The organism is Candidatus Tisiphia endosymbiont of Nemotelus nigrinus (assembly GCF_964026475.1).
Lineage (GTDB): Bacteria > Pseudomonadota > Alphaproteobacteria > Rickettsiales > Rickettsiaceae > Tisiphia.
Window position 1 is genome coordinate 590248 of sequence record NZ_OZ032151.1, and the last position, 24190, is coordinate 614437.

General features: G+C 34.7%; 13 protein-coding genes and 2 pseudogenes. 8 read left to right on the forward strand and 7 right to left on the reverse strand.

The window, feature by feature from the left end; genetic code table 11:
- Window positions 1-250: 250 nt before the first annotated feature.
- Window positions 251-2830, reverse strand: a complete 2580-nt coding sequence (locus AAGD39_RS02795) for an N-6 DNA methylase (RefSeq protein WP_341757085.1) — start codon at window positions 2828-2830, stop codon at window positions 251-253.
- Window positions 2831-3239: 409 nt separating this feature from the next.
- Between AAGD39_RS02795 and pheS the strand changes: the two genes are divergently transcribed.
- The 3 genes from pheS (at window position 3240) to AAGD39_RS02810 (ending at window position 8432) form a co-directional block, all read left to right on the forward strand.
- Window positions 3240-4289: a phenylalanine--tRNA ligase subunit alpha gene (gene pheS / locus AAGD39_RS02800; RefSeq protein WP_341757086.1), complete on the forward strand. Its 1050-nt coding sequence runs from the start codon at window positions 3240-3242 to the stop codon at window positions 4287-4289.
- The gene (gene pheT / locus AAGD39_RS02805; protein WP_341757087.1) at window positions 4286-6667 is read left to right on the forward strand and encodes a phenylalanine--tRNA ligase subunit beta; all 2382 of its coding nucleotides are present in this window, start codon (window positions 4286-4288) and stop codon (window positions 6665-6667) included. The genes pheS and pheT overlap by 4 nt, the downstream gene beginning before the upstream one ends.
- A gap of 418 nt (window positions 6668-7085) precedes the next feature.
- Window positions 7086-8432, forward strand: a complete 1347-nt coding sequence (locus tag AAGD39_RS02810; protein ID WP_341757088.1) for a hypothetical protein — start codon at window positions 7086-7088, stop codon at window positions 8430-8432.
- A 138-nt stretch (window positions 8433-8570) separates the two neighbouring features.
- Here the strand turns inward: AAGD39_RS02810 and AAGD39_RS02815 are convergent.
- From AAGD39_RS02815 to AAGD39_RS02825, 3 genes and pseudogenes are all read right to left on the reverse strand, one after another.
- A pseudogene (locus AAGD39_RS02815) lies at window positions 8571-9068 on the reverse strand (HemK/PrmC family methyltransferase); the annotation flags it as partial.
- A 354-nt stretch (window positions 9069-9422) separates the two neighbouring features.
- Window positions 9423-9587, reverse strand: a pseudogene (locus AAGD39_RS02820) (protein-(glutamine-N5) methyltransferase, release factor-specific); the annotation flags it as partial.
- Complete coding sequence (locus AAGD39_RS02825; RefSeq protein ID WP_341757089.1) at window positions 9584-10522, reverse strand: RluA family pseudouridine synthase; 939 nt, start codon at window positions 10520-10522, stop codon at window positions 9584-9586. The gene AAGD39_RS02825 and the pseudogene AAGD39_RS02820, both read right to left, overlap by 4 nt.
- Before the next feature lie 26 nt (window positions 10523-10548).
- On the opposite strand from AAGD39_RS02825, the gene AAGD39_RS02830 reads away from it, so the two are divergent.
- Complete coding sequence (locus AAGD39_RS02830; RefSeq protein ID WP_341757090.1) at window positions 10549-11553, forward strand: uracil-DNA glycosylase family protein; 1005 nt, start codon at window positions 10549-10551, stop codon at window positions 11551-11553.
- Window positions 11554-12130: 577 nt separating this feature from the next.
- Here the strand turns inward: AAGD39_RS02830 and secB are convergent.
- A complete protein-coding gene (gene secB / locus AAGD39_RS02835; RefSeq protein ID WP_341757091.1) occupies window positions 12131-12580 on the reverse strand; it encodes a protein-export chaperone SecB in 450 nt (149 codons plus the stop codon).
- Between the two features lie 28 nt (window positions 12581-12608).
- Window positions 12609-13175 (reverse strand): dCTP deaminase, encoded by a 567-nt coding sequence (gene dcd, locus AAGD39_RS02840; RefSeq protein ID WP_341757092.1) that lies wholly within the window; start codon window positions 13173-13175, stop codon window positions 12609-12611.
- Window positions 13176-13686: 511 nt separating this feature from the next.
- Here dcd and AAGD39_RS02845 point away from each other — a divergent pair.
- From AAGD39_RS02845 to AAGD39_RS02860, 4 genes are all read left to right on the forward strand, one after another.
- Window positions 13687-19764 (forward strand): autotransporter domain-containing protein, encoded by a 6078-nt coding sequence (locus AAGD39_RS02845; RefSeq protein WP_341757093.1) that lies wholly within the window; start codon window positions 13687-13689, stop codon window positions 19762-19764.
- Between the two features lie 81 nt (window positions 19765-19845).
- Window positions 19846-21216, forward strand: a complete 1371-nt coding sequence (locus AAGD39_RS02850) for a UDP-N-acetylmuramoyl-tripeptide--D-alanyl-D-alanine ligase (protein ID WP_341757094.1) — start codon at window positions 19846-19848, stop codon at window positions 21214-21216.
- Window positions 21213-22298: a phospho-N-acetylmuramoyl-pentapeptide-transferase gene (gene mraY, locus AAGD39_RS02855; RefSeq protein WP_341757095.1), complete on the forward strand. Its 1086-nt coding sequence runs from the start codon at window positions 21213-21215 to the stop codon at window positions 22296-22298. The genes AAGD39_RS02850 and mraY overlap by 4 nt, the downstream gene beginning before the upstream one ends.
- A gap of 633 nt (window positions 22299-22931) precedes the next feature.
- Window positions 22932-23684 carry an IS5 family transposase gene (locus tag AAGD39_RS02860; protein ID WP_341756107.1) on the forward strand — a complete coding sequence of 251 codons (753 nt, stop codon included), beginning with the start codon at window positions 22932-22934 and terminating at the stop codon, window positions 23682-23684.
- Window positions 23685-23791: 107 nt separating this feature from the next.
- Here AAGD39_RS02860 and AAGD39_RS02865 read toward each other — a convergent pair whose 3' ends face one another.
- Window positions 23792-24034 carry a hypothetical protein gene (locus tag AAGD39_RS02865; RefSeq protein ID WP_341757096.1) on the reverse strand — a complete coding sequence of 81 codons (243 nt, stop codon included), beginning with the start codon at window positions 24032-24034 and terminating at the stop codon, window positions 23792-23794.
- Between the last annotated feature and the right edge of the window lie 156 nt (window positions 24035-24190).

Sequence of the window (24190 nt, forward strand, 5' to 3'; positions counted from 1 at the left end):
CAAAATATTTGTGCGGATAAACGTGACTAGTTGTACTTCTTACATTTTTCCATCCCTTGTTTTTCGTTCCAATTGTTCAAACCATTTGAATAGACTTGCTGCATAAATCAAAGATAGTTGAGGGATTTTTAGGAGAAACGAAGCCGAGCGCCGCAGCGTACAAAGATGTACGTGAGGAGCGGAGGCGAGTTTCGAAGACAAAATCACCAACTAGATTGACTTATGTAGCAAGTCTAATGTCAAATCAAGATTATAAACCAATATCAACTTTTATATTTTCTATTCTTTCAAGTTTTCTTGTTATATTATTCTTTATTTCGGTGATTTTGCGATATTTCTCTGCTATCTCCTTTTGTTTTGGTAAATCAAATTCACCTGTTGCAGTAATTGGGATTTTGATTTCAATATTTCTTGTTCTTTCTATGGTTGGCTTGTATTCCCAGTTAAAGTTATTTTTATCTAATACTTTTTGTAATTCAAACGATAGATATAAACAATCAAGATTATCACATTTTGGGATATATAATCTTGCATCTCCATTTATGCTAAATTTATGTTTTGACCTATAAAAAACTGTGCCAGCATATCCATTGGTAGTAATCTGGATAGATTCAACATCATGATCAAAATGATTTATATAACCTAAAACACCATCTTGTTGTGTGTTTGCTGAGTAGACAGGATACAAACCTTTATGTTCCTTTATATAGGTCTTAGTGTATTTTGCTATTCCTTTTTTTATATTAAAAATATCCTCTATTTTTACATTTTGGCAATATTTAATTTCGTCATTAATTTTATGAAATCCAATATCTTGCAAAGATGTAGTAAACTCATTACAGCTCGTTGCTAAATCGCTAATTATATCACTAAACTCACTAATTGAGACTAATTGGTCTATTTTTTCAATACCTAATTCAATTTTTTCTTCTTTACTCCACCATCTTTCTACAGACCAGTTTTTATCACTGTCAAATTCATTTATCGAAACTATCTTACACCTCCTATCATGATTAAGAGTTGCAAAATACTTCTTATTGCCCTTAAAAGCATTATACAAATTTACCGCTTCTTTTAAGTCGTCTTGCTCGATATCAAATCTATTTACATCCCTACTTTCACCTATTTCACTGACTAAATAAGTGAATACAGGATCAGTTTGAATATCAGAAATATCAGATTTTTTTGTAATTGCTAAAATATAGGTCTTTTTTTGTGTTGTAAAAAATGTCTTTAATGGCAAAGAAACAATTGCGTCAATATAACAACTATCTAAAATATATTGCCTTAAATTTTTATCATTCTGTCTATTAAAGATACCGTCAGGTACAACTATAAAAGCCTTGCCACCTTTTTTTAGAGCTTTAATGATCCACTCCATAAAAAGCCCTTCAATACCCATGGCATTGATTTTATAGTGGTTTTTTAAAGTAAGACTCTTAGATATTTCTTTTTTTAAATTACTACTTCCACTTGTTACATAAGGGGGATTTGTTAAAATTAAATCATATTTCTCTTCTTCTGTTTCAGAAAGCGTACCAAGTATTGAGTTTGTTTTTAAAATGAAACTATCATTAAATATTTTAGCAAATTCTTTAGTTAGTCCAATATTGCCCTTTATAAGTTCACAAAAATAAATAAGCATATTGGCTTTTGCTAAAATGATGGTTTTTTGTTCATCTTTGTCAAAACCTTTATCAAAACCAACTATTTTAACTTTTTGTATTATTTTATTGTTTTCAACTTTAAAAAGCTTATCAAGATTATCTTTTATAAATTCTAACGGAAATTTACCCACTCCGCATGCTGGATCGCAAATAGTCATCCCTTCTTTTAACTCACCTTCTGCCATTTCATTGATAGCACAAACAACTTTAATCGGAGTAAAAAACTGTCCCCATTCCTTTTTACTGATACTTTCTTTTAAAAAACTTTCGAATAGCTTACTTTTAAAATCATGGTCAATATGTTCAAGTTTCCCATAATCTCTAAACTTGTGTAACACTTTTCTGAAGACTGTTCCATAACTATCAACAGCTTTTTGTTCTTTGCTGATAAATATGCTACCATTTATTATGGTGGTCTTGTCTAGAACATTTTCAGGAAACAACTCTTTTATTTGTGGTCTGATAATATTTGCGTAATGTTGCAAAACTGTGTTAGTTTCATTGCCTTCTTCATACATCCGCAGTAAAGTATAAAAATTATAAGTACCTTGTAATATTTTTAAATCACTTAGATATTTGAATATAAATAATTCAACAAAGGTGTATAAGCAATTCTCAGGGGTTGCCCCGCTAACACTCCAAACATCTTGCCATATTTGTTTTGCTAGATCTGTTGGATTGACTAGTTTCTTTGGTAAAATTCTATCATTTTTCTCATTTATTGATTGTATTATTTCATTGATAACTTTTTGTAAGTTTATATCTTTGGAGTCAAAAAGATATTTAAAATCATCGCCTTCTTCGGTTTTTACGTTATTACCAGTAGCAACATTAATCCATATCGTCTCTTGGGTATCAGTTGCAATAATTAATTTTGTTTTTAGTTTTTTGGCAACCTCAATTTCTTGCAGAATGGCATTATTTTTTTTATCCTTGGTATTAAAATTTTTAGGTTGTTTAAATTCCACAATAGCAATAACTTCTTTTTGTTTGGTAATAATGCCATCAACTCTCTTGTTTAATACATCTCCATAATCTATACTTCTTATTATATCAGCTTTTTTTAAATCACTAATAGTTGTTGCACCAATATTATAAAAATTCCAAGTCCCTATTTTTTGGGGATTCTTGATTAAATCTCGTTGTAGAAGTTCTTCGCTCATAATTAAATCACACAATTATTCAATAACAATTCAAAAATAATATTATTACTCCTTTAGTTATATCCAAAATAAAACTCATCGACAATAGATACTTAAGATATTTTTTACTAGACACTGATTCAAATAATACTAGACTTCCTGCATAAGTCAGAGATAGTTGAGGGATTTTTAGGAGAAACGAAGCCGAGTACCGCAGCGTACATAGACGTATGTGAGGAACGGAGGCGAGTTTCGACGACAAAATCACCAACTAGATTGACTTATGCAGGAAGTCTACTAAGTAATTGAAATTATAGTTCAACCTTAAAGCATACTAATCCTTTCAACAACAATAATAATTTAGGCTAGACATATGATGAAACTTAGTCTAATCTCCCCTATATTTAAGACCTGATGTTATTAATTTATTATGGATAATCTAAACCAAATATTAAAATCTGCTCAAAGCAGTATCGAGTCTGTTCAATCTCTATCAGAATTACAACAAATTAGGGTAGAGTTTCTTGGGAAAAAAAGCCTACTTAATCAAGAAATGAAGAAACTAGGTGGTCTTGAACTAGACGATCGAAAGAAGTTAGGCGAGGTAGTTAATCTGCTTAAAGAGCAGGTTAGTGATTTGCTACAAGCAAAACAAACTATCTTGGAGGAATTTGAATTAAATAAGCAGTTTGCTGAAGAAAAGACAGATTTAACCATTCCAGCTAGACAATATAGGAGGGGAAGCATCCACCCCATTACCCAAGCTACCGAAGAATTAATTCAAATATTTGCAAAATTTGGGCTAACTATTAAGGATGGTCCGACTATAGAAAATGATTGGTATAATTTCACTGCCCTCAATTTTTATGAAGATCACCCCGCTAGGCAGATGCATGACACTTTTTACCTAAAAGCAGAAGAAGGGGCAGATATACAATTACTACGCACCCATACTTCACCAATACAAATCAGAACCATGCAAAATGATAAACCATCTTTTAGGTTTATTGCTCCTGGTAGAACTTATAGATCTGATTCTGATATGACCCATACACCGATGTTCCATCAGATTGAAGGTCTAGTACTCGATGAAAATATTAATATGGGACATTTAAAATACCTTATCACGGAATTTATTAAAGATTTTTTTGAACAAACAAATATTGAAGTGCGTTTTAGACCAAGCTTCTTCCCATTTACTGAACCATCTGCCGAAGTGGATATTAAGATGCAGGGTAGCGATAAATGGCTAGAGGTGCTTGGCTGTGGTATGGTTCATCCAAACGTTCTTAAAAATGTTAATATAGACAGTAATCATTATCAGGGATTTGCTTTTGGGCTAGGTGTTGAGCGTTTTGCCATGCTAAAATACGGAATCAAGGATCTCAGACAGTTTTTTGAAGGAGATATAAGATGGTTAAAACACTATAATTTCTCTGCTTTCGATATACCAACTCTAGCTGGGGGGTTAACAAGATGAAATTTACTCTATCATGGTTAAAAAAATTCTTAGATACTGAGAGTACTGTTGCAGATATTGCTGACTGTTTGACCATGCTTGGTCTAGAAGTGGAAGAAATAATAGATAGAAGGACGGAGCTAAAGGATTTTGAAGTAGCTCACATATTATCTACTAAACCCCATCCATCGGCGGATAAACTTAAGATATGTCAAGTCCAAACTAATGAGGAAATTTTACAAATAGTTTGTGGAGCAAGTAATGCTAGGGAGAATATTAAAGTAGTATTGGCAAAAATTGGCTGTGAAATTCCAAATGGTAAATTTAAAATTAAAGAATCAGTAATTCGTGGAGAAAAAAGTTGCGGAATGTTATGTTCTGAAGAAGAACTATTAGTGGGGACTAATTCTGATGGTATAATAGAACTGATGCCCGATGCTAAGATAGGAGAGTCACTTATACAATATTATGGGTATGGTGATCCAATCTTTGATATTAATGTTACCCCAAATCGTGGTGACGCTCTTGGAATCTATGGTATAGCTAGAGACCTAGCTAGCAAGGGTATCGGTACGCTTAAAGAATTAGCAATAGCGGAAATTGCTGGAGAATTTGAATCTACATTAACCTTACAGGTAGAGAATAAAGAAGCCTGCCCATTATTCGCCTTTCGAGAAATAAGGAATTTACAAAATAAGGCTAGCCCTGATTGGTTGAAACAATTGTTGCAAAATATTGGAGTGAAATCAGTTTCTGCCGTAGTGGATGTTACTAACTACATCTCATACAGTTTCGGGCAACCAATGCACGCCTATGATAGAAATAAATTATTAGATAATGTCCAAGTTGCAACTCTTAAAGAAAGAACTAAATTTATAGCTTTAAATGGTAAAGAGTATGCTTTAGATTCAGGAGATTTGGTAATTCAAGATAATAGGCAAGTATTAGCTCTGGCTGGCATTATAGGTGGGGATAATAGTAGTTGTACAATTGGAACGAAAAATATCGTACTAGAGGCGGCATGTTTTTCTCCTAAATATATTACTAAAACTGCCAGGCGTCTGCAGGTTGATACTGATTCGCGTTATCGTTTTGAACGTAATATTGATCAAAAATTTACCTTAAAAGCCTTAAATATTGCAAGTAAAATGATTTTAGCTATTTGTGGAGGTGAAATTTCTGATATAGTGTATAATGAGGGGTTTGCTTTTGTGCAAAAATCCTTGGACTTCCCTATAAATTGCCTAGCTAAAATAACCGGTCTAAACTTAAGCAAAACAGAGATTTGTAACATTTTAAAAAATCTTGGCTTTATTATAGTAGATATAGGCGATACTCTCAAACTTACCATACCATCCTGGCGGTATGACATCACAATTAAAGAAGATATTGTTGAAGAAATTGTTCGTATTTACGGCTATGACAAATTAGAGCCGATTAAATTACCAGAAATGCAACTAACAAGGATTATACCTAAAGAGCAACGAAGAATTTCTGATATTAAAAGAATTTTAGCCAGTTATGGGTATGATGAGGTAGTAACAAATTCATTCATGGATAGTGAAATAGCAAAATTATTTGCTCCAATAAAAGAGAAGTTATTTTTGCTAAATCCTATTAATGTTGATAATAATTATATGCGACCTAGCATCATTCCTAAATTACTTAAATTAGTTCAAAAGAATTTAACAAGATCCATTAAAGAAATTGCTTTGATGGAATTGGGACCAATCTTTAACTCTTGTACATCAGATGGAGAATTAATTTTTGCTTCTGCAGTAAGATGTGGGCTATATAATGAAAAAGATTGTCATTCTGCAGCTCGCTTAGTAGATGTTTTTGATATTAAATCTGACTTAGAAAATGTTTTAAATTATGTAGGTCTACCGATTGATAAGTGTCAATTTGCTCCTATTGATTTACCTTATTACCATCCGACAAAATCAAGCCTTATAAAACTTGGTAAAAATGTTATAGCCTATTTTGGGCAAATTCATCCCTCTATATTAAAACATTTTGATATTGACTGTCAGATATTTGCCTTTGAAATAGATATTGCCAATATACCATTTGCTAAAGCAAAATTTGCTAAAAGAGACGAGTTTATTGTTTCTGACTTCCAGCCAACCTTTAGAGACTATGCTTTTGTAGTTGATCTAGAGCAGCCGGTTAGCAAGATAATTGCTTATATCAAGAATTCTAATAAAAAAATGATAAAGTCTGTTGATCTATTTGATGTGTACTCGGGAGATAAACTGCCTTCCGGTAAAAAATCGGTGGCTATTAAGGTGCAATTTCAAGCAGATGATCGGACGTTAAATGAAGCAGACCTAAATTTATTAAATCAAGAAGTTGTTACAACTGCTTATGAGAAATTTCAAGGTAAATTAAGAGAATAAATAACTCATCTTACGCATGGCATTTAAAACTCATAGGGAAAGCAGCTTGGCGTCATTGCGAGGAGCTATTTTAGTCACAACTGTCGAAAGTTAGAAGAGGCAGCTGTTTTAGGCAAGGCAATGTCATTGCGAGAAGACCGAAGGTCGACGAAGCAATCCATAAAAGTAACCATAAATGGATTGCTTCGCCGGCTTACGCCTTCTCGCAATGACGCCGGTTATTTTTCCACAACCTTTAAGTTACCTTTAAAGTCTCTTCCTCTTCTAACTTTCGACAGTTGTGGGAGTTATGCGTAAGATGAGTAAATAAAATTCCTGAATAAAGCAACTTTTTTAGCTAGGGTACTTGACTTAGTATAATTAATAAAGTTATACTGTATAATTAGGCTATCAGAAATAATTAATTTATGAGTGTTGTATGAAAAGTGGTAATGAAGATAATAATAAGGAAGGCTTAGCTGTTGTCAACGAAGCGGTGAATGAGATAGCTGGGGCTGTAATTGCAGCGCATGCTAATTCTCCAGCATTTTCTGCCGAAAAACAAGATTTAGAAGATATAGCTGAGGTTGTAATTGGAGCAATGAATGTCTTGGAAAAAAGTAACTCGCTTCAAAATATAACAGCCAAAGATATAAAAGGGTTAGAGGAAAAAGCTGAGAGCCTTAAAAGTCGTTCGTCAATTGGCACTCAAATAAAAGCATGGTTCAAGTCATGGTTCACTCCTCTCATTAACTTTTTAAAATCTCCATTTAGTAAACAACATAAAGAAGAATTACAGCAAGCAACAAAAGATGCTGTTCAAGGAATTGATGTTATACAGAAACAAGCTGTGCAGGAACAGGTTGCGGAAAAACAAATATCCCCAACTATTCCGGCAAAAGAAGCCCCGATGCAACCACCTTTGGTAGAAGCTTCTAAACCCCAATCAGCTATATCTAAAACAGCACCGTTAGCAGTACCAGAAATAACCCACCCTATACAAGATGTGGGGCAAGAACATGCTCTAGTGAGTAATACTCCAACTATGCCGCCTGCACAGGTGACAAATATCACTCCAACAGTTATGCCGCCACCAGTACAGGTAGTAGTTAATAATGGTCCGGGTGTTCCACCGCCACCACCTCCTCCGCCACCGCCAGCATATGTTGCACCGCAGGATCCTTTGGTTGCTCTAAAGGGTATGAAGAAGAAATCAGCGGAGGAAATAGAAAAACTTGCAAATCCAGCAGGTACTAACATGTTACATGAGTTGGAAAAAAAACTCGCAGCACGAAGAGACAAAGCTGGTGAAGTTCAAAGTAATACAAAGCTTCCCGAAGTATTTCTTAAAGATAAAGCTGAATTTGAAAGGCTGAGAGCAGAAGAAGCAGCACGCCAGGCTAAACAAGATGAAATAGATGCTCCAAGAATAGCGGCAGCACTGAAAGCAGAGGCAGAGAAGCAAGCAGCAAGTACAAAAATTCCTTCGGTTACATTTGATAAAAGTGGAGTTCCAATGCCACCGCCTCCACCGCCTCCCCCGCCTCCTCCACCTATGCTTGGTACAACTGGTATTCAGCTATCTAAACCAGCAGTAAAATCACCTACTGCAGAAAAAAAGGTACAGACAAAACCTGCTCAACTTGCTGTTGATGCAAAGGCTCTCGAGAACGCGATGGGCAACTTTAGGAAGGTAGCTTCTTCTCCCCCTAAAAAAACAACAGAAACCCCTGTGCCAAATTTTAAGGCTAATCTTAAACCAACAAAAGGACATGGCGGTAGGTAACATCAATCTCAGTTCGATATAAGCACCAATGTTTAGGCTTATATCGAACTGGCTTTGTTATAAGGAAAAATGCACTCGCAGAACCGCTTTAAATTGTGTACTTGGAAATTAAAACTCACCTATTCTTATCAACAATCCTCTATCTAGACCTTCTAGATCTTTATAAACTTGCTGAATTGTATAGCCATGATTTACAAATATTTCTGTAACAGATGTCGCTTGATTAAAGCCAATCTCTAAAAATAATTTACCATTTTGTTTTAAAAATCCTTTGGCTTCTTTAGCAATTATGTAATATGATGATAAACCCTTATTTTCAGCAAATAAGGCTGAGTGTGGTTCATATTTTAGGGTCTCAGGAAACATATAAACAGTATCATCAAATGAAATATAGGGTGGATTGCTTACGATGATATCAAATTCTTGCTTCTTTAAATTCTCAAACCAGTTACTGTTAATTATTTCCAATCTATCAATAATTTTATGTTTTATAGTATTTTGACGAGCAATAGTAATAGCTTCGTTACTTATATCAGTAGCGGTTACATTGACATTAATATTAGCATTTAGCATTTCCAATAATAAGCTTACAGCAATACAGCCACTACCAGTACCAAGCTCTAATATTGTTAGCTCTTCCTTGAACGAGTAATTTGTTTTATAGCTAACCTTACTAGCATTTGGCAATAGCAAACTAGTGTCATTGCAAGAAGGCGTAAGCCGACGAAGCAATCCATTTCTAATCGCCTCTCTGGATTGCTTCGTCGCTACTAAAGTAGCTCCTCGCAATGACGCTTGTGAATTTAGCATAATGCTATTCGGACTAGCTATAACATCTTTTAAAATTGCATCGACAAGAATCTCAGTATCTTGCCGAGGAATAAGTACTTTATCGTTTATAATAAACTGGTAACTATAAAATTCTTTATATCCTACAATATAGGCTATTGGCTCTAGTAATGTACGCCTATTAACCAAATCCTCAAAAATAATTTGCTCTTGTTGGGTTAACTCTTCTTCTGACCTTGCTAGTAAATATTCAATGGATTTATTAGTAGCATGTTGCACCAATATACGTGATTCTAAGTTGGCTGATTTAATGCCTACTGCTTGCAATTTGTTAGTAGCATAAATTAAAGATTCTTTTATATTCATGCAATTATTTCCGTAATATCCGATGGCAGGGGTGATTCAAATTCTAATAATTTACCGCTTACCGGATGGGAAAAACTTATATACCAAGAATGTAATGCTTGCCTCTTGAAATCCATTAATTTTTGTGGTAGTATGCTATAATTGGTGTTAACTTTCTTGCTATTCTTACCATAAGTTTGGTCTCCTACTACTGAATGTTTCAAATGACTCAATTGCACTCTGATTTGATGAGTTCGTCCGGTAGCAAGCCGACATTCTACCATACTTATAATACCATCAAAAAATATTTCCTCTGTTTTATAATGAGTAACCGCCTCTTTACCGCCAAATTTTAGAATAGTCATTTTTTGCCGTATAATACGGTCTCTACCAATATTATTTCTTATAACTCCCTCTTGCGGATTAATAATACCCCAAACGAGTGCTTTATATTTGCGTACAAGATTACGGCTTTCTATTTGTTTTGCAAGATGTACATGGGCAAAATTATTCTTTGCTACCACCATAAGCCCTGATGTATCTTTGTCCAAACGATGAACTATACCAGGCCTTTCCAATCCTCCTATACTAGATAAAGATTTTGCATGGTGTAATAGGGCATTTACCAAAGTATCTTGGTGGTTGCCACTACCAGGATGGACTGTCATACCAGCTGCTTTATTGATCACCATTAAATCTTCATCTTCATAAAAAATATCAAGTTTAATATCAGCTTCCTGCATCATTAATGGCTCAGAAACTTTAAAAAATACTGAGATAATGTCATTCTCCTTGACCTTAAAGTTAGAATCAGAAATAATCAAACCATTAACTTGTATTTGGAAGTCACTTATCATTTTCTGAACTTGGCTTCTAGATGTTCTGCTGACAAGATTTACCAAAGCCTTATCAATTCTAAACCCATCTAGGTTTTGGGGTATGTTATATTCTTCCATTACTTAAAATATTTTAAAATAACAAAATGACTCATTTAACAAAAAAAATCAACCAACTAAAATGGTTGCAAACAATTGGTATAGATTATTATTTGTCAGAATCAACTATTAATCAGCAAAAAATACAAATTAATTCTAATGTTAAAGCTAAGCCGATTAGCATTCCACCAACTCTACCTCGTTCCAATAGTCGTAGCCATTCCCGCAATTCTTCGTACCCTGCATTGATTGCTTCGTCGGCCATGCCTCCTCGCAATGACGAAAGTACTTTTATCCACACGGCATTGCGAGAAGCAACTAAAGTGACAGCGACACAATCCATCTCTAATTATTCCAGTGTTCCTCGTCATTCCAGTCCCCCTTGTCATTCCCGCGTAGGCGGGAATCCAGAACCTGTACAAAAACAGAATGACGCCATTTCATTGTCTAGAACTTTGGCTGATTCAGCTAACAGTTTAGAAGAATTAAAAAAACTATTAATGGATTTTGATGGTTGTGGTTTAAAAAAATTAGCTAATAAAACCGTATTTGCTGATGGCAATCCACAAAGTTCTATAATGTTTATTGGAGAAGCCCCAGGTAGTAGCGAAGATGCAGAGGGAATACCATTTTGTGGTGAAAGTGGTAAATTACTTGATAATGTCTTGGCCTCTATCAATATTTCAAGAAAACATAATGCCTATATTACTAATACGGTATTTTGGCGACCACCAGCCAACCGCCAACCAACACAAGAAGAAATAGATATTTGCCGACCTTTTGTTGAGAAGCATATCGCTTTAATAAACCCAAAACTAATTGTTTTAGTAGGAAATGTTGCAGCGACTAGCTTACTTGGTAAAAATGCTGGTATAAGTAAAATCAGACAAGAATATTATTTATATACCAATCAGTATCTTATCAAACCAATTCAAACTACTTCTATCTTCCATCCTGCATATCTGCTTAGACAACCAATGCAGAAAAAAACTACCTGGTATGATTTAATAAAAATTCATGATTATATTAGACTGTTAACAAGTACACAATAATAACCTAGGAAATAGGTTGATATGTTTGAAAAATGACCAGTCCATATAATTAGCCATAGCTAGGAGGTTGTCGGAAATAACTAAAGTAATTCTATATTTGGCTCTTTTTGACTACTAGACACTGTTAACAAAGCTTATTTAGTTGGTGAATAAAGTCTTTTTTGCTGCAAATTATAAGATTTTTTTGAAATAGGTACACATCCTATCAAAAATCCTATTTATTCTCGCCTAAAAATAGCACAAAATATAATTAATTAGTTATCTCCAATAGCCTCCTAGGGAGATTTAAAAGTCGCAACTAATGATAGGAAATGCTAAATTATAGAAATAAATAGTTGTCATCGTAAGTCACAAAGTGACGTGGCGAGCCAAATAAACAGCTGGCTAGTTTTATTTTTTGCCGCTGTAACTCTTGGATTGCCATGTTGCCACTTTGCAACTCCTTGCAATGACTCTTAGAACTAAGTTTTTTTCATTAAATCAGCACATATACTGAATTACACATTACACTTTCACAATAGAATAAAAAATGTAGGGTATGATTTCCGCTTCTTTATCTTTAGTTGATAAATTATAGTTAGTTTTCACTCTCTCGCATTTTCTTGTGATATAAAGCACCAAAATCAATCGGATCAATCATCAATGGTTGGAATCCACCATCCTGAGTTACATCCGAAATAATTTTTCTAGCAAATGGGAAAATCATTGCTGGACAATGAATTGCTAATATCATTTGGTGTTGATCTTCTGATATATTAATTAAGTTGAAAACTCCAGCATATTTTAAGTCTACTATAAATAGCTTATGTTTTTCGCTCATTGCTTTAGCTTCTATACTTAATTCTACCTCATAAAAATTTTCTTCAGGTAAATTAGAAATATTAAGGTCTAGGAATAAATCAATTTGTGGATTACGTTCCAAAGACACCAAAGATTTTGGAGCATCTGGATTTTCAAAAGACAAATCCTTTATATATTGGGCATTAACAGCAATATGTGGCATGTCTTGTTGATTAGTATCTTTCATAACAAATAGTTCCTCTATATTAAAATTTTTAAGTTATTGGCAAGGTAACACCTTGCTGTTTCATATATTTCCCATAACGATCAGCATAAGATGTATTACAAGTTTGGTCGCCTTTTAAAAATAAGAATTGACAAGCTCCTTCATTCGCATAAATTTTTGCTGGCAATGGAGTAGTATTGGAAAATTCTAATGTTACATGTCCTTCCCATTCTGGTTCTAATGGGGTTACGTTAACAATTATACCGCATCGGGCATAGGTTGATTTACCAACACAAATAACTAGTATATCTCTTGGAATTTTAAAATACTCAATTGTTCTTGCTAAAGCAAAACTATTGGGCGGGATGATACAAACATCAACTTCTCTATCTACTAAGCTACATTCACTAAAATTCTTGGGATCAACTATTGACGAATTGATATTAGTAAATATTTTGAATTCTTTTGAAACTCTTGCATCATAACCATACGAAGATAAGCCATAAGAAATAATCCTCTCTGAGTTATTTAATTTAACTTGCGTATCAACAAAAGGTGCAATCATATCATGTTCTGCACACATTCTTCTTATCCAATTATCAGACATAATGGTCATATATAACTACACATAATATTTTAAATCCTTGAATATAAATGATTAAGTTAAAAATTAAAAGTACAAAACCTTAATTAGTCTCAGCTCGATATAATAATTATTCTTAACTTTTAAATCACCCTGGATTTGAAGTAGTTAAAAAAATTAAAAATATCTTGTAAAATTATGTAGATTATTCTATATCCTGTAATGATATTAGTGTAAAGTGTGTTAGAATCCATTCTAAAAAAATGCTAGATCAAGAAGCAAAATCAACTGTTCTCTAACTAAAAGCCCCATTTTTTTATTATAACATACTTAGCTCAATAAGGTCAATAAGACATAAACTGCACTTATTCATGGAGATAACTGTGAAATGGTGTTCACATTATTCAATTAACAAATATTTATACTTTCAGAGATGCGAGATATTTATTACAAGCATATTAAATTGTAATAAGTTGTTGCATTACTTGAACAAATATACTAGTATCCGTTTGATACGGAATTTAATAAAATTACAGAAAACATAATGCTAAAAAATTTTATTTCCTTATTTAAAATCAATAATAAAGTTGAGTCTATTAAGATACTGCTTTTGATATTCATGTTGGGATGTGTAGTTGGCTCACCAATTATGGCATTGGGAGGTGGTGCCAGTGACAAAGAAAATGAAAGTGACGACGATGGTTGGGGTGACGATGGGTATAATAATAGGGTGAACAAAGCTCCAACGGGTGGCACTCAATATAACATATCAGATCTTGCAACAACATTCTGGGGTCAAGATAAATCAACTGTTACAATAGAATCAGACAAGCTAAAAGCATCAAAAATACAAGCTGAACAAAGATCTAAAGAACAGAAACTGAAACAGCAAAAGGAAGACAAGGAAAAGGAGTATCTAGTTGAATCTAAGGTAAAAGAATTTAAATCACTAACCATAGCACAGCGAGTGCAACTATTAAAAGAAATAAAAAGAAAAAATCCGGAAATAATTGACCAATTAGTGCTGTCACTGAATATAAATAATATTAAAACGACTGAAACGACTGAGAGTGAAAAAATAAAGTATAAAAAAAGTAAAGTATCAAATAAAAACGAAGATCCATCTCTGGCCGACCTGCGTAAGGCCTTGAAAAAAAATAGAGCAGTAGAAAGTGATGAAGAAGGCAAAGAAGAAGAGAAACCAAAATTGAACAAACTAGCTTCAAACCCAATGTTTAATGAAGCACAAAAAAAAATGGAAATCTTCTTGAAAACGACACGACCTTCAATAGAGAAAGCAGAAGAAATAAAAAACACAGCAGCAGAGAAAGCACCAAAAGAAACAAAAGCAGCAGAAGTGAAAGGAGCAGACAAAAAAGAGTCAGCGCCACCACCTCCTCCTCCGCCTCCTCCCCCTTTTTTTGGTACACCTACTGGGGCTACTACTAAAACACCACCATCTTTAAGAGCAGGAGATACAGGCATAGCAGCCGCAGTTGTAAAGTCGATTCCACCTGCTGGGACTAATACTGAAACACCACCATCTTTAAGAGCAGGAGATACAGGCATAGCAGCCGCAGTTGTAAAGTCGATTTCACCTGCTGGGACTAATACTGAAACACCACCATCTTTAAGAGCAGGAGATACAGGCATAGCAGCCGCAGTTGTAAAGTCGATTTCACCTGCTGGGACTAATACTGAAACACCACCATCTTTAAGAGCAGGAGATACAGGTATAGCAGCCGCAGTTGTAAAGTCGATTCCACCTGCTGGGACTAATACTGAAACACCACCATCTTTAAGAGCAGGAGATACAGGCATAGCAGCCGCAGTTGTAAAGTCGACTCCACATGCTGGGGCTAATACTAAAACACCACCATCTCTAAGCACAGGAGATACAGACATAGTATCTCGGACTAAAAGATCTACTCCTTCAGATTCAGGAACTCCTTCAAGTCTAAAAACTCCCCCAGGTTCAGCAACTCCTTCAGGGACAGTACCCATCTCGGTGAAGTCTACACTGCTTAATCGTATGGGTACTTTTATAACTCCTAAATCAGGCTTAAAGGATATAACCTCCCAGAAAATCATATCAACTAGTGTATCTGAAATACCTAATGAATTAGAAAGCCCATTACTGCGTTTTGCCTATAGTCTTGCTCAAGGAGATAACAAAAATGTTGGTATTATAAAAAAAGAAGCAGAAAATTTTTGTGATAACATTTCAGATAAAGGTTTAGAAGCACTGATATTTGATAATAATATTCCTGAAGATGTTGATAGGCGTCTAAATGTTTACCTTAAGGAAAAAGGAATAATTCAAGAAGAAAAACAAATAAAGTTAGAATATAAGGATATAGGTACAAGTAAGCTACTTGCAGCAGTTCAGGAGTATGCACCTGACAAGGTAAAGGATATAGTTCCTAAATTACAAAAGTGGGTTGATGATCATGTTCTAGAAATACGAGGTGACCAAAATATACCTAATGATACAAAAAACAAGATATTATCAGCAGCTGGTCGTAACGAGGTGGTTAATGGATTACTAAGTATAAACCGTATAAAAGACACTACTCAAAATCAGAAAAGTTGGACAGGTGATGTAGAATATCCTTTAAAATCTTTACCAAATGTAACGGCAGATAAGCTAGCTTCATTTCCTCTAACCTTTATGAATAAGTTGAATGAAGAGCTGATGAAAGAAGGAATAATTCATACAGAGATAAAAGACAAAGGCGTAATGGCTAAAATGCTCAATTTGGTTAGCGTGGGGAACTTAAAACCCATGATTTCTATTATTACCTCTGACCCAGAACCATTGGGTGATATGTTGAATCTTAAACCTAAGGAGAGTGGCGGAGATACTTCTATAGCTCCATCTTCATCCATAATTACTCCGCCTGCACCTTCATCTTCACCTCCACCTCCGCCTCCACCTCCATCTTCACCTCCACCTCCGCCTCCACCTCCATCTTCACCTCCACCTCCGCCTCCACCTCCACACAGGTCTACAGGTATATCTGCATTCTCACCTTCAGCTATACCTTCATCCTTTGAGTTGGCATTGAAGAAATTAGAGAAAAAATATCCCGAATTATACAAATTGTACTCTGCGAAAATGACCAGCCCCGTTGGAAAAGATAGAACAGTTGGAACAGATAAAAAGAAAGTATCTGATATTGCTACTCCACCTTTAGACCCCACAACAGATGCCGGTAGAACATATAAGTTACATTATACCACAGGAAATGCTATGTTTGATAAGATAGATATGGAGGCTATACCGAAAGTTATACGGCACAAAACAATTGAAAGAGTCATGCGTATTCTATCAGAAAAGGAAGAACCATTAACAGCAGAGCAAGTATTATCATTCTTTAGTAACAAAATGGATTCATTAGTAGAGCAAGAAGCTGAAAAGGTAATAGATGAATTAGCTAGAGATCCATTTGTTACAAGTAATGCGGGGCCACGATTAACAAAAGAGTTAAAAGATATAGAAAGTTGGAAAAAAGATACTAAAAAAAAGCTTGTCTTTCCTGATAAAAATGAGGCAATGAATGAAATGTTGACGACAAAACTCTACGTCTTAAAGATTCCAGCGTTATACGAAAATGCAATTAATAAGGAAAAATTCACTCAGATAGAAAAAGAACTTGAATTAAAAAGGGCAAAAACTACAGTAGATAAAATTATTTATGCATCTGAAAATTATTCAGTATTAGATAAATCTCTTGTACAAAAAGTAGTCTTGGAGTTCGTTAATAAGTTAGATGAATTACCTGATAATGTTAAACTACAAACCATAATGCCAAATTCTGATTTGGGGAAAGCAATAAAAGAGATATCAGCACATGATAAGAGTAATGGAGATGCTATAAATAAGGCGTTGAACAAGTGGTGTAGCGAAAATTTTGTAAGATTGATGGCAGAAAAAGCAACAAATGAACACGTATACAATTATGTTGACCCCCAGTTTCTTGTTGACTTTGCTGATAATATTCTTGAAATGAGAGTTGCAATTAATGAACCTCTAGTAAGGGCTATAACCCTAGAACTAAGGAAAAAATTTATAGCTCAGTTGCCTTGTATAAAGGACTTAACAGATGACGAATTAGTGAATATACTAAATCAAACTACTACACACACTGTAACAGAAATGATAAAATCAGCCGAAGCAAGGTCTGCTGGCTCTATAGCACCATCATCGTCGTCAGCAACAGCAACTACTACATCAGTAGGGGGAACACCACCAGCTTCTTCAGTAGGAGGAACATCACCACCACCACCATTACCGACGTCAGTAACAACAACTACTACATCAGTAGGGGGAACACCACCAGCTTCTTCAGTAGTTAGAGCTAACAATCTTGCAAATCTTGCAAAATTAAAAGCGTCCTCCATAGGTATTACTTCTGTACTTTCACCAAAGACTATACCACCAACTATACCTAATACAGAAATTGGTAAAAAATATTTTGAAAGTAAAGAATATAAGGAGTTTGTGGGGTCAAAGCATTTAGAACAGATAAAAAATAGAGTTCCAGCTTCAAAGAGGCTGGAAGCAATAATATTGCAGTATACTAAAAAAAGTTTTCAAGAAAAATTTCCTAAAGTAAGTGAAGAAAATTTTGAAAAGGCTTTGAGTATTATCAATGATGGAACTGAACCAGATGCAGAATATATAGGAATAGTGACGGATCTATGCGATGTTCAAGATGAGGTGTCTGAAAAGATAGCTACGGATACTGCATTTATGAATGCCATAAAAAGTGTCAGCGTCGCATGTCATAAAATAATCGTATCGAAAGCTTCAGTTGTTCCTGGAGTTGTTTCTAGAGATGCTTCTGCAGGTACTTCTACAGTTGCCTCTGGAGATGGTTCTACAGTTGCTCCTGGAGATGGTTCTGCAGCTACTTCTACAGCTGGTTCTACAGTTGCCCCTGGAGATGGTTCTACAGCTACTCCTGGAGATGGTTCTGCAGCTACTTCTACAGTTGGGTCTACAGTTACTCCTGGAGGTGGGGCTGCAGTTACTTCTACAGTTGGGTCTACAGTTACTCCTGGAGGTGGGGCTGCAGTTACTTCTACAGTTGGGTCTACAGTTACTCCTGGAGGTGGGGCTGCAGTTACTTCTACAGATGGGTCTACAGTTACTCCTGGAGGTGGGGCTGCAGTTACCTCTACAGATGGGTCTACAGTTACTCCTGGAGGTGGGGCTGCAGTTACTTCTACAGATGGGTCTACAGTTACTCCTGGAGGTGGGGCTGCAGTTACCTCTACAGATGGGTCTACAGTTACTCCTGGAGGTGGGGCTGCAGTTACCTCTACAGATGGGTCTACAATTATTCCTGGAGGTGGAGCTGCAGTTACTTCTACAGATGGGTCTATAATTACTCCTGGAGGTACAGCTACTTCTGGAGATGGTTCTAAAAGTGAATCTGAAGATAAGTCTGAAGTTAATTCAGAGACTAATCATGAAGATAAGTTTAAAAATAAGTTGGAAGGGGAATCTAAAGAAGATAAAGAGGAGTCCAAAGAGGAGCCTATAGCTGACTCAGAACCTAAACAGGAACCTATAGCTGATCCAGCCCCTGAACTTAAAACGGAATCTATAACTACAACTGAACCTGTTGTAGAAACCATATCTAAAGTGGTTGATAGGGCATACAACTACCTTAATACGCTATTATATTTAGGTTCTATAAAAAATAATAATATCTTCGATAGAATAGCCGCACTAAGCAGCATTATAGGGGCTGGTGACGAGGATCAAGCCTTGGCAAAAGGCTTATGGATTAGTGGTCTATATGGCAGAAGTAAACAAGGAAAATTACAAAACATAGATAGTTATCGAGGATGTACTAAAGGTATAACTATTGGTTTTGACATTGAATTAGGAGAAGATTTATTAGGAATTGCTTATCGTAATACGCAGTCAAAGTTTCAGTTTAGAGTGGAAAGTAACGATAAAATCAACGTATCAAGCCATGATATTTCCTTATATGGTCATAAGACTTTAGGAAAAGCCTTTGCGTTACAAGGAGTTATATCAGCTGCTCGCAATGATAGTACTATTAAAGCAACCCGGACTATAGGAAATGTTCGTTATAACAGTTCAGGCGAATATGGGAATTATAGTTATAATGTTGAAACATTATTAAGCTATACTATAAGAACTAATAATGGCATCACTATTATACCTAATATAGGTTTGAGATATGGCTGGTCACAAAACGGCATCTATAATGAAATCATTGATACACAAAATATTTCCACATCTCTTAAGTTACAAAGTTCCTTTTCTGGTACAATTGGTACTAGAGTGGTTTTATTACCACTGCAGATTACTGATTCTATAACAATTAAACCTTCACTGTATGGGGCTATTACACAAAATTTCAATCACAAAAACCAAAAAGTAACTAGTGAGATAAATTGGGGACATAATAGTATAGCGCAAACTACTACCATAGCAGCTCAACCTAAAATAAATTATAACATAGGTGCTAATATTCTTATCGAGAGAAAAAATGCTAAACTATTAGTGGAATATAATTGCTACCTACAGAAGAAATATCAAAGCCACCAAGGCTCTATTAAAATTAAGTTTACTTTCTAATAAACTTATTGATAATTAAAGCAAATCTGGGATAAAAATGATCCCTTATTTGCGTAGCATATAATATTAATTAATAATATAATGATTTGGTCAGCAAAGGGCTTAAGTAGTGCGTTGAATATAAAGGTACATCCTGATATTCATGGCGGACAAATTCAGTTCAATTCTAATTCCGTTACAGATGGTGATTTGTTCATTGCTCTTAAAGGGGCTAGTGATGGACATAATTATGCATTACATGCTCTAGAACGTGGGGCAAATGCGGTAATTATTAGCCAAGAAATAGAGGGGCTGCCTGAGACCAAAGCAATTAAGGTATCTGATACCTTAGCCGCTTTGCATCAGATGGCAGAGTATAAACGCAAGAAATCTCAAGCAAAGTTTATTGGTATTACTGGTAGTAGTGGTAAAACGGGGACTAAAGAAGCAATCAAAACTGTACTAAGTTATTTTGGTTCTACTTTTGCTAGTCGAGGAAATTTTAATAACCACCTTGGCGTGCCTATAAATCTTGCTTCTATGCCTGATGATATAGAATATGCTGTTTTTGAAATGGGTATGAATCATCCAGGAGAAATAAGAGAGCTGACAAAAATGATTAGACCTAATATATCAGTCATTACTACAATATCGGAAGCTCATCTTGAATTTTTTCAGTCTCAACTGCATCTGGTTGATGCTAAATGTGAGATTTTTGAAGGAATGTCAGAAGATGGCATAGCTATTATAGATTTAGATAGTCCATATTATAACCGAATTTTACATAATCTTGAGCAATTATCGATTAATAATATATATAGTTTTGGTAAATCACCATATGCAGATTCTAGTTTAACATCGTATGAACAGATTGGACAACAAGTCCGTTTACGTTATTCGATCCATAACAGTAAAATAGATATCAATATTCCTCTTGTACCAGAACATTATGCTAGAAATTATACTATCGCTCTCCAGATATCAGCCATATTGAACTTAGATATTAATGTAGCAGCAAGCCAATTAAGCAAAATAGTATTAATGGATGGACGGGGTAAGTTAATCAATGCCAAATATCATGGTCAGGACTACCAAATTATTTGTGATTATTATAATGCCAATCCAGAATCAGTAAAAGCTGCTTTATTATATCTGAAACAGCTTAGTGGAGAAAAAAAAGTTGCTATAATAGGTAATATGTTAGAATTGGGAGACAATTCGATAAAATTGCACAAGGATTTAGTACCAGCAATTCTCGACTCTGGTGCTAACAGAGTTTTTTTAGTTGGCAATTATACCAAATATATCTATCAATCTTTGCCAGAAGAAATAGAAAAATTACATTTTGATAATGTTGATCTATTAATAGAAAACTTAAGTAAATTACTTAAGGGCAATGAATTAATCTTAATAAAAGGGTCAAACAGTACCCAACTTAGTAAAATCATCCAATTTTTTGAGCTACATCAGTGATCTATAACCTTCTTGCCCCCTATATACATAAGTTGCATATCGCAAATTTATTCCACTATATTACTTTCCGTATCGGACTTGCCATATTATTTAGTTTGACTATTTCTTTTTTGATAGGACCTAGGATAATTAGAATCTTACGAAATTTACAAAAATATGGTCAACCAATTCGTGACGACGGACCGGAAACCCACAAAATAAAAGTAGGAACACCCACCATGGGGGGGATAATGATTATTCTCACCGTTTGCCTTTCTACGCTCTTATTTTCTGACCTTACTAATAAATATATATGGATAGTGTTATTTGTCTTTGTTAGCTTTGGTATACTTGGTTTTATGGATGATTACGCCAAAGTAACAAAAAACCACCATAACGGAGTTAGTGGCAAGAAAAAATTATTATTTCAGTTCACTATCTGTCTAATTGCTTGTTTGCTACTAAGGGATACCAATAACCAAGGAAATAATCTGCTTACTATTCCATTTTTTAAGAATTTATTGATTGATTTAGGATTGTTTTATATCCCCTTTAGTATGTTTGTTATAGTTGGAGCATCAAATGCAGTGAATTTAACTGATGGTCTTGATGGTCTTGCCATAGTGCCTATTGCTATTACCGCAGGTTCTTTTACTTTAATTATTTACTTGGTGGGTAATAGTTTCTATGCAAGTTATCTGCAAATTATTTATGTACCAAACATTTCTGAATTAACTATCTTCTGTGCTTCAATTGTTGGTGCTAGCCTAGGATTTCTATGGTTTAATGCCCAACCAGCAGAAGTCTTTATGGGAGATACTGGCAGCCTAAGTCTCGGCGGTGCTCTTGGTATTGTTAGCGTTATTGCCAAACATGAATTTGTACTAGCAATTATTGGCGGGTTATTTGTTATTGAAACCTTATCAGTAATTATTCAAGTATATTATTTTAAAGCCACCCGGGGTAAAAGAATTTTTAAAATGGCTCCTTTACACCACCATTTTGAAAAACATGGCTGGTCAGAATCAAAAGTTGTGATACGTTTTTGGATTATAGCTATAATATTTGCTCTAATTGGTTTATCTTCACTAAAACTGAGATAGGAAAATTATCACGTAGTATAGACTGACTAGTATTATTCCGTCTATTAGTGAGGAACGTTGCCACACTACGTCATTGCGAGGAGCTACTTTAGTAGCTACGAAGCAATCCAAAAAGTTATTAGAAATAGAAATGGATTGCCACGACCACTCTCGTGGTCTCGCGATGATGGTTGTTCGTTCTTATAACCTAGCACTACAGTTGTAAACTGAAATCATAGAAAATTTGAGGGTTTTCTTTACAATATGGTTTCTAGTTTTTGAAATCTACAACTGTAGTGTTAGAATGAGTCCCAAAACGTGATTCATCAAAAAAATACAAGTAACTGTCCGGATTATTTATTACTTTCTCTTTAATTTTTTTTTTAATTCTTCATGTGTTTTTTTATTCTGTTAGAGAATATTATTATCCCTCTCACCTTTCTTTCAAATACTTTCTTATCTTCCTTACATCAATGTTACTTATGGTATCTGAACACGGGAATACTGCAAAATTGCTCAAAACCAATTCTTCAAAACATTTTAGCATAAGATCTTGCCCGCAAACTAGGTTCTGTGAAGTTTTGTAAAAAAATAAATTAAAAAGAAGGAGAGGTAGTGTATTTTCTATTTTAGACAATCAAAAACACTACCGGAATGAATTATCATATAAAAATCAGAGAATGGCAACAAATTATTGAAATATTAAGAAAAAGAAAAGATATAAAAACAAGAAATGAGGATAAGCTTAGACGATTTATTGAAGCAATATGGTACATAACACGTTCAGGATGCCAATGGCGGTTGTTACCGAGTGTTTATGGTTCATGGCGAGCAGTGCATATGAGGTTTAAAACTTGGTCTAATAAAGGAATATGGACCGATTTGTTTGAGCAAGTACAAGCTAATCCTGACATGGAATCAACAATGATTGACGCTACTATAGTTCGTGCCCATGCATGCTCAGCAGGTTATAAAAAAGATAGCCAAGATCAAGAAGCTTTAGGGCGTAGTAAAGGAGGTTTTACTACTAAAATCCATGCCTTAGTTGACGCTCTTGGTAATCCTTTAAAGTTTATTTTAACTGCAGGTCAAAGACATGACATTACACAAGCCAACTCATTGGTTAAAGATATTAAAAATACTATGCTCCTTGCCGATAAGGCATATGATAGCAATGCTTTTATTGAGCAGCTTGAAGAGCAAAATTGTATAGCTGTTATTCCATCAAAAAAGAACCGAAAACAGCAAAGGGAGTACGATAAACATATCTATAAAGAACGTCATTCGATCGAATGTTTTTTTGGTAAAATTAAACATTTTAGACGAATTTTTTCGAGATTTGATAAAACTGCTACTGCTTTCTTGTCTTTTTTGCAATTTGTTGGAGCTTTTATATGGCTTCGTTAGAAAACTTCACAGAACCTAGGTAATAGAAGTAAATATCCTACGAAGAAATAATCGATTCATAGCCAAAAAAATTATGTTTTCACTAGAACCTGTAAGACTAATGCACCTTATCTTGACACACCCCCACTTTTTTGAACAGAGCCGTTTTTTGATAGTGCTGATTTAGTTCTATTTCGGTCTTCTTCTATTTTTTTTACAAAGTTGGTAGTTGTGGTAGGAGAGATTCCTTCGTTCTTTTTTTGATCGATTTGTTTAGCATTCAATATAATAGGTTTACTATCTACATGCTCCGAAAGACCGTATTGTCCAACATTTTTGCCAGTTAATGCATAAGTTATATAATATACCATATATTTTACAAAATTGCTAATCCCACCGATAGAATGAGCTTCTAACTGAAACCACGTCTTACCATATTTTGTTTTGCCAACTAAAAACTCTCTAAATAATTTTGCCAGCTTGAATTAACGCATCGGACTCAGCCTTATTGCTCCTATTGAGAAGAA